The sequence below is a fragment of the Bacteroides sp. NSJ-39 genome, assembly GCF_014287315.1.
In the GTDB taxonomy this organism is placed as follows: Bacteria; Bacteroidota; Bacteroidia; order Bacteroidales; family Bacteroidaceae; genus Bacteroides; species Bacteroides finegoldii.
In genome coordinates this window covers 16,861-29,974 of the sequence record NZ_JACOOB010000011.1, presented here as the reverse complement: position 1 = coordinate 29,974, position 13,114 = coordinate 16,861, and the positions used below count along the sequence as shown (strand labels likewise).

At 39.9% G+C, this 13,114-nt stretch carries 7 protein-coding genes; 6 read left to right on the top strand and 1 reads right to left on the bottom strand.

Translation table 11 applies throughout. The features are described 5' to 3' along the window. Positions 1-15 precede the first annotated feature (15 nt). On the bottom strand, positions 16-1,395 hold the full coding sequence (locus H8S63_RS13180; RefSeq protein WP_186927043.1) for a sulfatase-like hydrolase/transferase: 1,380 nt from the start codon (positions 1,393-1,395) through the stop codon (positions 16-18). A gap of 409 nt (positions 1,396-1,804) precedes the next feature. On the opposite strand from H8S63_RS13180, the gene H8S63_RS13175 reads away from it, so the two are divergent. The 6 genes from H8S63_RS13175 (at position 1,805) to H8S63_RS13150 (ending at position 13,102) form a co-directional block, all read left to right on the top strand. After that, complete coding sequence (locus H8S63_RS13175; protein ID WP_008023837.1) at positions 1,805-4,960, top strand: TonB-dependent receptor; 3,156 nt, start codon at positions 1,805-1,807, stop codon at positions 4,958-4,960. Between the two features lie 21 nt (positions 4,961-4,981). Next, a complete protein-coding gene (locus tag H8S63_RS13170) occupies positions 4,982-6,835 on the top strand; it encodes a RagB/SusD family nutrient uptake outer membrane protein (RefSeq protein WP_008023835.1) in 1,854 nt (617 codons plus the stop codon). Between the two features lie 32 nt (positions 6,836-6,867). Continuing rightward, positions 6,868-8,538 (top strand): hypothetical protein, encoded by a 1,671-nt coding sequence (locus tag H8S63_RS13165; RefSeq protein WP_229102265.1) that lies wholly within the window; start codon positions 6,868-6,870, stop codon positions 8,536-8,538. A gap of 112 nt (positions 8,539-8,650) precedes the next feature. Beyond that, entirely contained in the window at positions 8,651-10,156 is a 1,506-nt protein-coding gene (locus H8S63_RS13160) for an arylsulfatase (protein WP_186927041.1), read from the top strand. A gap of 45 nt (positions 10,157-10,201) precedes the next feature. Further along, positions 10,202-11,590, top strand: a complete 1,389-nt coding sequence (locus H8S63_RS13155; RefSeq protein WP_186927040.1) for a sulfatase-like hydrolase/transferase — start codon at positions 10,202-10,204, stop codon at positions 11,588-11,590. A 6-nt stretch (positions 11,591-11,596) separates the two neighbouring features. Then, positions 11,597-13,102 (top strand): sulfatase-like hydrolase/transferase, encoded by a 1,506-nt coding sequence (locus H8S63_RS13150; RefSeq protein WP_186927039.1) that lies wholly within the window; start codon positions 11,597-11,599, stop codon positions 13,100-13,102. Positions 13,103-13,114: the final 12 nt, after the last annotated feature.

The window sequence follows — 13,114 nt, the reverse complement described above, 5'->3', positions numbered from 1 at the left end:
ATGTATGTTAACGTGTTATTTTTTATTCGTGCGCTGTACTTTTCGGGCAAACTGATCAGGAACTTCCGAATAGACGGACTCAGCCCAGCGGGTAATCTCTTTGTCCAGTCTTTCAACCAATTCAGGTTCCTGCTTGCTCAAATTGTTTTTCTCATATGGGTCATTGTTCAAATCAAACAAATGCAGCGTAATGTCCCCCTTTTGATTGTAACGAACCAGTTTCCATTTACCGTCTCTCACTGATATAGTCTTATTACCATTACCCCAAAATAAAAGCCTTGTAGCAAGATTTTCTCCTTTGAACAAAGGCACCAGAGAGGTTCCATCCAGTTTCTTCTTTGAATCGTTATAATGAATGTCAGCCATATCCAACATAGTTGGAAAAAGGTCGAAACTCATCACTGTTTGTTCGCATGTTGTGCCCTCTTTAATAGTACCGGGCATATAACAAATGCCAGGAACACGATGACCACCTTCCCATGGACTTCCTTTAGCACCTTTATATCCTCCGGCAGAACCTCCATTATTTATTACCGGACCATTGTCGGAGAAAAAGACAACGAAAGTATTCTCATCCAGTTTATATTTCTTCAGTGTCTCCAGAATCCGCCCTACACTCCAGTCTAATTCCTCTACCATATCTTTATAGATTTCTTTATTCGATCTATCAGAGTTTTTATCCCCTTCCGGAGTGGCCTCTGTACGAATCGCTTTCTCATGAGGACCCTGCATGGGAGAATGAGGAGCCGCATGTCCTATATATAGACAAAACGGCTTATCTTTATTTTCCTTTATATAATCTTCAGAGAGCGTTGTTAATAGGGTTGTTGTGTATCCCGGCATATCTTTCACTTCCAGTCCATCCCACCAATCCATATCACCATAACGGTTGCGGTGGCTCTGATAGTCGACATTTCCGGACTTAAAACCTACAAACTTCTGAAAGCCGAAATTCATCGGATGATGTTTCTGTAAATATCCTAAATGCCATTTGCCAATCAAAGCTGTCCGGTATCCATTGTCTCCCATGACTTTTGCAAAGGTTATTTCTTCCGACGGAAGTCCCACCTCCTTATCTTTATCATTCCGGGGTACTAAAAGAACTCTCTCCAAACCAGCTCTCTGTTGATAACGTCCGGTTAATAGCCCGCAACGCGTCGGACTACTAACTGAACCGTTCGAGTGGAAGTCTGTGAACATCATCCCCTTCCGGGCCATTTGATCAATATTAGGGGTCTTTATATACTCATTGCCATATATGCCCACATCACCATATCCCATATCATCTGCAACGATAATAACAAAGTTAGGTTGTTTCTGAGCCATCATTTCAACAGGAGAAAATGCTGCTAAAGCACAAGTAACGGCTACAAAATGTCTTGAGTGATTCTTCATATTTTATGCGATTTTAGTTGTTGAAAGGGAAAACAAATACTTTTATATTTATGCAAATATACGAAATGCTAATACCATTGAGTCACATCTGGTTCCATTTTAAGATAAAAGTAAGTCCACCAACAGATAAAGTTCTATAAATCAAATGAATACATTAAAAACAAAGACAATTTATGTAGTTATGGTAAAAATGAATATAAAATCCGATATCTCCATATTCAACACCTTCCTCAACTATAAACAGTTCACACACCTATTACATTTTCCCCATCACTCACTACACATAAACAACTACTATTCAATACATTATATATTATACTGTTTTACAAATTCTCTTTGGCGGCTTTACATCCTATAAAAAATTAGTATATTGATTGTATTTTTGTGGCATAACTAAATTTATTACTATATGAGAAATATTATTTCTATCCGCATTCTTTTCCTAATTATTGTATTCTCCATATTTGCAGTTTCTTCATATACAGATGGAAATACATACGCCCAGAATGCCCGAACATTTGCAACAGGAACTGTTGTTGACGAGCAAGGACAGCCTATACCCGGCGTGAATGTCCTTTGCCAAAATTCCAATTATGGGACCACCACTACTATTGATGGCACTTTCAAAATTCAAACGAAAGGTAAAAATCCAATTCTTGAATTTTCGTTCATCGGATTTCAAAAACAAGAGATCACAATCAAAGATCCAAAGAAACTTATTAAGGTAGTCATGATTGAAGACGGCTATATGTTGGATGAAACCGTAGTTATTGGCTATGGAACGCAGACCAAAAGAACAATAACGTCTGCCATGACCTCCATCAAATCCGAAGAATTATCTGGATATGTAGGTTCTTCCATCGAACAGACCATCTCGGGTTTAGTGCCAGGAGTTCGTATACAGACTTCCGATGCAACTCCCGGTGGTGATATTAATGTAGAAGTTCGTGGTATCGGTACCGTTACTGCTGGCTCGGAACCTTTATACATTGTCGACGGAATACCGATGGAAGGCGGCCTGTCAGCAGTCAATCCTGATGATGTATCCAACATTCAGATTCTGAAAGATGCCGCTTCAACCGCTGTATATGGCTCGCGCGGTGCCAATGGTGTAATACTTATTACCACAAAGCGCGGTGAAAGTGCAAAACCAACAATAACCATTAATGCCGCAACCACCATAGCCCAAATACAACATAAGTTTGAATTGATGAACACAGCCCAATTGCTGGAATATTATAAAGATAAGAATCTGAATGAAAGATTCCGTTACACAACAAATCAAAATCAAGACTATTTTCCTTTCGACGAGAATCTCAATACAGACTGGCAAGATGCCATCTTCCAAAATGCCATTCAACAGAAATACAACTTATCTATTGCAGGAGGAAGTAAAAATATGCGTTACCGAATTTCCGGCGAATACTTCGACCAGGAAGGTATTCTGATATGTACTGGAATGAAAAGATTCGCTTTCCGTTCCAACTTCGACATCGAATTAAATAAATGGGCCAAAGTAACTGTGAACTTTGCTCCTACGTTTATCAATCAGAGAAGGACCAGAGAAGGCGGAGAAGGCTCGAACAGTGTAATCCGAACCGCAATTTCCATGTATCCCTTTTTCCCGGTCAAACTCCCGAATGGAGAATATTTTTCCACATTAGAGTACAACCTGGCACCGACTAAGGCAACCGATTCAAGAGATCCCGAAACCGGTGCATTCCCCACTCTTACCGATTCGCCATTAGCTGACAACCAAGACAACCCAGTCAGAATCGCTCATGAGTACAAAAACGAAACGAGTCAGAATCGCATTGTTGGCGGTCTTAACTTCGAATTAAAGTTGGCCAAGGGATTAACGTTCAAACCATCATTGGCTATCGATATCATGTCATCCGAAAACTCAATATGGTATCCGGCTTCCATTGGCAAAAACCGTACTGACTCTGAGGCTTCCACCACAATGACCCGCAAGCTCATGTGGATTAACGAAAACATACTGACCTATCAGAAAGAGTTCGGAGACCATAACATCAGTGCCGTAGGAGGTATGACTATACAAAGCAACCAACTCAACAAGCTCTACACATCCGCCTATCATTTTGCGACAGAATCTCTACCTTCCATCAACGGAGGTGTAGTCAACGGAGGATATTATAATAAAACCGAAGACCGTATGCTATCCTACATAGCCCGACTGACCTACGACTACAAAAGAAAATATATGGTTCAAGGAGTATTCCGTGCAGATGGCTCAAGCCGCTTCGGAAAGAACAACAAATATGGTTATTTCCCCTCCATTTCTGCAGGATGGGCTATGACAGAAGAAAAGTTCATGAAACCACTCAGGAAAGTACTTAGTGAACTCAAATTGCGAGGTAGCTTCGGCTTGTCCGGCAACAATGCTATCGGAGACTACAACTATGAGACCAAAATGTCACAGCAATCGTATATAGTAGATGGTTCTGTTGTAAATGGCTGGGCTCCATCGAACATTGCTAATCCAGATTTGAAATGGGAAGTGTCCAAACAGACAAACTTAGGTATAGATATAGGTCTTTTCCACAACCGAATATTCATGCAACTTGATTTGTACAAGTCTATCACCTCCGATATGCTTCTCAATACAATCGTTCCAAGCACTTTAGGAGTTTCACGCATGCTACAAAACGTCGGTTCCGTTGAAAACAAGGGTATCGAGTTCAATATCGTATCACGTAACTTGACCGGCAAATTCAAATGGACAACTACGTTCAACATCTCCGCCAACCGAAACAAGGTATTGGCACTAGGACTCGATTCTGAAGCCATCACTGATGGAGTAGCAGAATCAAACATCACGAAAGTAGGCTATCCGATAGGTATGTTCTACGGAAATGTATTCGGCGGTATCTATCAGTCAATGGAGGAGATTCAAGCACTGCGGAACGACCCCTATTCAGGACTAGCTTTCGACCCGAACGTTCGTCCAGGAGACTGTAAATGGTATGATCTCAACGGTGACGGACTTTATGATGATAATGACCGTACTATTATAGGAAATCCTTATCCACGTTTCAATGCCGGTATGGTCAACACATTCTCATACAAAAACTTCTCATTTAGTTTTCAGTTGAACGGACAATACGGAAATCAGATTTACAACTATACATTACGTGAAACACTCCGCGGAAACAACAATAACAACCTTTCCATCAAAGTAGTAGACAGATGGCGTTCGCCCGAATCGCCGGGTAATGGTTTAGCGGACCGTACTTACACCTCCAATGATGTACGTCCAACTACGGAAATGAGTAAATTTACCAACCGATATCTCGAAGATGGTTCTTATTTATCCATCCGTAATATCCAACTTTCGTACACATTCGACAAAAAAATGCTTCGGAAAACCTTTTTAAACGGATTAGTACTAAGTTTCAATATCGACAACTTGCATACTTTCACCAAATATACCGGTATGAACCCCGAAGCCAACACATTCCGTTCGGCCACCGCACCGGGCATCGACCGTACCGGATATCCTTTATCCAGAAATTTCACCATGGGACTGAAAGTTACATTATAAATCTAAAGCATGAAAAAGAATATGAAAAATTTGAAGAATATATTTACAATGGCATTGGTTACTACCTGTATGTCCGCTTGTACCGGTTTTCTAGACATTGAGCCGGAAACCACTTTAACGGGTAAAAATTTCTACAAGTCACCCGATGATATACGTTCGGCATTGTATTCAACTTACTCTTCATTGAGAGACAACGGACTGTATTCGGCCAGCATCTATCTCTTCGGTGATGTGCGTTCGGATGTCGCATTCCCGAATCAGACCAATTATTATGCCAATACTTTCCGACATGAAATTGAAAAATTTACCATATCTGCCAACAACAGCGGAAACCAAAACTACTGGGCTCATCACTACAAAGGAATCATAAGAGCCAACACGGTCATTGAGAAAGGAAAAGAACTTTTCGGAAATGATGAAGCTGTTCAGAAGTACATTGCAGAGGCCGAAGTACTACGTGCCCTTTTCTATTTCAACTTAGTTCGCGCTTACGGCGGAGTACCCATCATTATGGATATCCCGCAAGAATACACAGATTCCAGAGGTCATCTGCGTGCATCCACAGAAGAGGTGTATATACGAATTCTCACCGATTTGACCACCGCCATCGAATCTAACAATCTTTATCGCTCAACAAATAACGGAGAGAAAACTCCAACAGGAAGAGTTAATAAATATGCGGCAGAGGCTTTACTGGGAAAAGTACTTCTATCCATGCCGAACGACATCACAGAAGCTGCTTATCCCAACGTAGAAGCATGGAAAGATATATCTGCCAATCCAAACATTACCGTATTTTATCCGGAAACGACCACTACGCAATACGAAGCCGCCAAGTATTATCTAGAAGATGTGATAAACAATGGAGGATACGAATTGTACCCGAATTTCAGTGAATTATTCAAGCCCACAAACAAACATTCAAGTGAGTCTATATGGGAAGTGGAATATAAAACGGGGCAGGCAGAAGGATTGGGCAGCCCGTTCTACACTCTTTTCTCACCCGCATCCTATGCACCCCGCAATAAAGCCAACTCAAACGGATATATCCCATCTCCCATTTCAAATCAAGGAAATGGCGCATGCGCACCGACCGGATATTTTATGGACATGGCAAAGAAATGGGATTCCATGTATCCCGATTATCAATATGAAGTACGCAAATTCGATGATGTTATCTACACCGATACACGCATCAGCGACGGTAACATCAAATTAGACACAGATGGTATTTCTTATCTTCCGGTTAATGAGAATAAAGATTATACACAAAACGTCGCATATCCTTACGACCCTTATACTGGTACCTCTTTCCGGACTTCTGTCAAAGGCTTTAGTGCAGACGACCAGTGGATGTGTGGCAAATACATGGGTTCATCAGAATATAAAGTAAATGATTCTGATGACAATTGGTATATCCTCCGTTTTGCGGACGTACTGCTGTTATTGGCAGAAGCGGAAGCACATATAAGTGACGGAGTTCTGTCACAAAGCGTTTTGAATAATACAATCAACCTTGTACGGGAAAGGGCCGGTATTGTTCCGTACCTTGCGTCTGGAGACTCTAATAAAGAATGGGTTCTAGATACTCCGGAAAAGGTTTACCAAGCAATCTATGACGAACGAACATTGGAATTGGCGTTCGAAGGACATCGCTGGTTCGATCTCGTACGCTCAGGGAAAGCAGTAGAAGTAATGAACCAACACTTCACCAATTTCTATAATGCTTATACTTCCAACAGCTCTCCTAATGTGAACAACTACTATATGAAGAGCGAAAAATTTGAGATTGACCAATACTGTACCTTATTTCCTATTCCGTCACAAGAGATACGTTCCAATCCTAAGCTGACACAGAATTATGGTGCAAGATAACAAATGTTATATAAACGAAAGGAAACATGATTATGAATAAGATTACCGCATTACTATCCATATTGTTTATTTCAAGTCTGTTCTGTTCTTGCGAACACCCCGGAATAGAATATATTGTACAAGAAAAGGGGTTAAACGTACAAGAATCAACCATTTATGTAGACGGATTCCTAGCTAAAGGTACCCCCGCTTTTGCTGGTGATGAAAACGAACCGGGTGACCGCTTGGGTATTCCGTTCGTCAACGGGTTTGGTCGGAAACTACTTGTCAAGTTTGTTGATCGGTCATCCGAAACAGGATTGAAAATAGAAGACGGAGAGATACAACTCTCCTTTCAGGGAGATAAACAATATGCTTATTTCCCGATAAGTGGAACCCCAACGCAGGATGGAACGGTACCTATTTCGTTTGACATTTTTGAAAACGGAGAAAAAATTGGCACCACCATCACTAAAACAATTCCAATTTGGGCTGAGGGCACTCAACGTCCTCCACGCGAACTTATTCCTACTAGTGAAAAACCTTTTGTTCTTCTCGGTGGAGAAATTAACTGGGTAAACCAATCTACTCCAACAACCGGAGCACAAAACGAACAAATATTTTGGTATGCCCGAATGTCCAGTCCCTCCACAGAAATCAAAATTTCAGGACTTACATACAACTGCGTGGCTAATCTACGCTACAATTCCATAATGATTGCCAATAATGCCATTCGTCCCGGTTTTACCGAAGATAATGGCGTAAAAACACTTATCTTATTTACTCCCACACCAGAAAATATAGAACAATACCCCGAAGCTTTTACATTAAAAGACGGTACTCTAAGTCACGTTTGGGGAGAAAATGATATATTCTTTCATGGAACAAACTCAAAACCAATATCTGTAGGCATGTGGGACGAAAACACACCTGATATACTCTATGGCGGAAACCGCACACGTCCCATGTCATCCGCATCTTGGACTATCAGTGCTTCAACCCCCAAATCTTATATCGAAAAACCAGGTAACTATAAAATATACATCAAGTATACAAATACAGATGCCGGTAATAACATCATACAGTATTTTCCCAAACATCCTGTCACAGGAGAAACAGGATGGGTACCTTTTGAATTTACAATTACAGAAAATCCTGTATCCGGATTTATAGTCAACCCTAACCTTACTACCGATACTCCTGACGTACCGACTTTCAATGAAGATTGGGAACCTACAGAAAGCGATCCCGTAAAAGCAATACGAGGCGAATTAATACAGAAAAGTAACCAGCAGACGAAAATACTGACCAAAGGGGAAGTACTTGGAGGTAATACTGCTATGCGCATTTGGTTTGCAACATACAAGCCGGAAGGGGCTACAGCACCAACAGGTTATAACTTCAAAGCACATGATGATAACAAAAACAATTGGTTCAGAGGTTTCTACACACCAGATGTTGTAAAGGTTGCCGGTGATAAGTCCAAAATTGGAGCTGGAACAGCCAATAAGAAAAGTAATGAGATCGTTCATTTCTTTGAAGATTCAAAACTAAATGAAAAGTATTTCATATCGTATGTCGATTTCAATGCGGATGCAGGTACCTTGTTGAATAAAGCGGGAACATTCACTTTCATATTCGAGTCACTGCCTAATTCGGGTACGGCATACCCAAAATTTGAAAAAGGATTCACTTGTCCTATAAATGTTATAGTACAAGAATAAATAACAAACGTGGGTTTGATGATTTTTCACATTGTACCATTCTGAAGTTCATTGAACTCACGTTGACCAATTGAAAAGAAAATAAAATTCACAAAAGATTTAATCAAAAGTGATGAACAAACTAATAACAGTCTCATCTATACTCCTTGCGGCAACTGCCGTAAAGGCACAATCGCCCAATGTGATATTCATATTAGCAGACGATTTAGGCTATGGAGACATTTCAGCATTCAATCCGGAATCCAAAATCCACACTCCGAACATTGATAACCTGACACACTCCGGAATTTCCTTTACGGATGCCCATTCATCTTCCGCGCTCTCCACTCCTTCACGCTATTCCATTATCACTGGAAGGTATCCTTGGAGAACAACTATGAAAAGTGGAGTATTGAACGGATTCTCTTCAGCTATGATTACTCCCGACCGCCGTACAATCGCCCAAATGTTTTCTGAAAACGGCTACAACACTGCTTGTATAGGAAAATGGCATCTTGGCTGGGATTGGGCATATCCTCAAAATGCCAAAAACAAACAGGATGTGGATTTCTCACTCCCTATCAAGAATGGTCCTACGGACAGAGGATTCGATTATTTTTACGGTATACCTGCTTCACTCGGAACAGCTCCACACGTTTATGTAGAAAACGATAAAGTGACAGCTCTTCCCAATCGCACCATTGGCCCGCAAAAGGGGATCAAACTGATACGTAATGGAGTCGCAGGTGCCGATTTTGAGCCACAAGACTGCCTACCCAATATTATACGTCATGGTATAGACTACATTAATAAACAGCGTGACAGTAAAAAGCCGTTCTTCCTATATCTTCCTATCACAGCACCGCATACTCCCATATTGCCGACAAAAAAATATCAAGGTCAGACAATCATAGGAGATTATGGAGATTTCGTAATTATGATAGACGACATGGTACAGCAAATCGTAGAAACATTGAAGAAAAACAATCAACTAGAGAATACCATCATTATTTTCACTTCAGATAACGGATGCGCTCCATACATAGGTGTAGAAGAAATGGAAAATAAAGGGCATCACCCAAGTTACATCTACAGAGGTTATAAAAACGACATTTATGAAGGTGGACACCGTATTCCACTCATCGTTTCCTGGCAAGGAAAATATACGAACGAAACCAACAGTTCATTGGTATCACTCACCGATTTCTATGCCACCTTTGCCCAAATGGTGAACTACCAATTGAAAGATGAAGAAGCGGTGGACAGTTATAGTATATGGCCTATACTAAGCAAAAAGGGAAATTCTGCCCGAAAAGATCTTATCTATGAATCGGGAAAAGGTTATCTATCTCTACGTACGCCTCAGCTAAAATTAGTATTCCACGGTGGTTCAGGAGGATGGGGATACCCTAATAAACCTGCTGATCTAGCCAAACTACCCAACATGCAACTCTTTAACCTTAAAGAAGACCCTTCGGAGAAGAAGAATATCATCAGTAACAAACGCTACAAAAAAGATGTGGATAAAATGACACAGATGATCAAAAAGTATGTGGAAGAAGGACGTTCTACCCCAGGAAAGAGGAGTGCGAATGATACTGGTAATAGCTGGAAGCAAATCGAAATATTCATGCAATAAACAAAACCTAGGAGTTAGAATATAAACATCTAAAACTATCAACAAATGAAAGTCATTAATAGCTTCTTATGGGAATGTCTCGCTATAATTCCCTCCGTTTTGATGGCCCAAACAGCTAACAAACAGCCCAATATTGTGTTGATCTTAGCTGATGATATGGGACGTGAATGTTTAGGATGTTATGGCAGTACCTATCAAACACCAAACCTTGACAAACTTTCAGAAATAGGAGTGAGATTCGACAACTGTTTCTCTCAACCCTTAAGCACACCATCGCGCGTACAACTAATGACAGGTAAATACAATAATAAAAATTACTCCTGCTTTGGGCACTTAAATCAAAAGGAGAAAACTTTTGCCCATTTAGCAAAGGACGCCGGATATACCACTATGATAGCTGGCAAATGGCAATTAGGCAGAAACAGAAATCTGCCTAATCATTTTGGTTTCGATCACTATTGCCTTTGGCAGTTAAGCTATGACAGGATGATAAAAGAAAGATATGCCGCTCCACTAATAGAACAAGATGGAAATATAAAGCTTTACTCAAACAATGAATATGGACCGGATATATTCACTCAATATGTGATTGATTTTATTGAAAAGAACAAAACTAAGCCCTTTTTCATATATTATCCTATGGTATTAGTGCATGATCCATTTTACCCCACTCCTCAAAGTGATGTATGGAAAGATCCCTCCATGCGTGAAGTACGCAATACCGCCAATTTCACAAAGATGGTAGAACATGTGGATAAAAACATAAACATGATATTCAACAAGTTAGAAAATTTAAACTTATTGAACAATACCATTATCATTTTTATTGGAGATAACGGAACAAACCGTAACATAAGAACAACCATGAAAGATGGAACAATAGTAAGGGGGGGGAAGGGGCTAACAATTGATACTGGAGTACGTGTACCTATGATAGTTTATTGGGGAAAAAATAACAATACAAAGCATGAATGTGCAGATATGATAGATTTCACCGATTTTATGCCTACTTTTGCAGAAGCTATGAATATTAAAGTGCCTAAACAATGGGATATAGATGGACAAAGCTTTTTACCTCAAATAAAGGGAGAAAAAGGTAAGTATCGCGAATGGGTATTCTGTCATTATGATTCAAGATTTAACGCGTCCGCGAGTAAAAATGCAAAACAATTTTTTAGAGACATGCGATATAAGCTCTATTCCAATGGTAATTTTTACGATACAATAAAGGATCCTAAAGAAACGAATCCTATTGCAAAGGGTAAAGGAAATGCCGAAGCTGAAAAATCAAGAAGAAAACTAGAAAGACTCTTTGCAAATATACCAGCTTGGAAAGTAGGAGATCCTGCAATACCCATGTGTATACTACCAGAATTTCCTTTATTACAAACCCCTAAAAACATAAGTCTAGAGCAAATATTACACTCATATTAAAAAAACATGCATAAACTAATCACCCTTTCATCCGCATTACTTGCGACAGCAGTCGTAAGAGCACAATCTCCCAATGTAATATTTATATTGGCGGACGATTTAGGATATGGAGACATCTCGGCATTCAATCCAGAATCTAAGATTCCTACTCCTAACATTGATAATCTAACCCAAGATGGGATTACTTTTACAGATGCCCACTCCTCTTCCGCCTTGTCAACCCCGTCACGGTATTCCATTCTCACCGGAAGATACCCGTGGCGAACAAAATTAAAAGAAGGTGTACTCGATGGTTATTCACCTGCTATGATTACACCCGACCGTCGGACAATCGCCCAAATGTTTTCTGAAAATGGCTACAATACCGCCTGTATTGGAAAATGGCATTTAGGCTGGGATTGGGGATATCCTCAAAATGCGAAAAATAAGAAAGATGTAGACTTTTCATTACCTATAAAAAATGGTCCCACAGACCGAGGATTCGACTATTTTTATGGTATACCTTCTTCTCTTGACATAGCTCCTTATGTTTATGTAGAAAACAATAAAGTGACTGCTCTTCCCGACCATATCATTGAACCGCAGAAGGGACTCGGTTTAATGCACGGAGGAGTGGCAGGAGCCGACTTTGATCCACAGGATTGTCTACCAAACATAATACGTCATAGTATAGACTATATTGACAAACAGCGTAACAGTAAAAAACCATTCTTCCTATATTTGCCTATTACAGCACCACACACACCAGTGTTGCCGTCAGACAAATATAAAGGTAAAACAACAATAGGAGCCTACGGAGATTTTGTAGTCATGATAGATGATATGGTACAACAAATCGTGGAAACATTGAAGAAAAATAACCAATTGGATAATACTATCATTATTTTTACTTCTGATAATGGCTGTGCTCCTTATATCAGCGTAAAAGAAATGGAAAAGCAAGGTCATTTTCCCAGTTATATTTACAGAGGATATAAAACAGATATTTACGAAGGAGGACACAGAATTCCTCTAATAGTATCTTGGAAAGGGAAGTTCTCGAATAAAATAAGTAATTCCCTTGTTTCTCTTACCGATTTCTATGCGACCTTTGCACAAATGGTCAATCATAAACTAAAAACTGAAGAGGCTGTAGATAGTTACAGTATGTGGCCTATATTAAGTAAAGAAGGGACTTCTACCCGAAAGGACCTTATTTATGAATCAGGGAAAGGATATTTGTCTCTACGCACACCACAACTTAAACTAGTTTTTAATGGAGGTTCAGGCGGATGGGGATACCCCAATAAGCCTGCTGATTTGGCCCAACTACCTCCAATGCAGCTATTTGATCTTGAAAAAGACCCATCAGAGAAAGAAAATATTATCCATGATAAACGCTATGAACAGGAAGTAAAAGAAATGACACGACTCATCAGAAAGTATGTAAAGGAAGGACGTTCCACACCAGGAGCAGAAGTAGCGAATGATACTGAAGACAAGTGGAAGCAAGTAAATATTTTTATGCAATAATCATTTATAAAA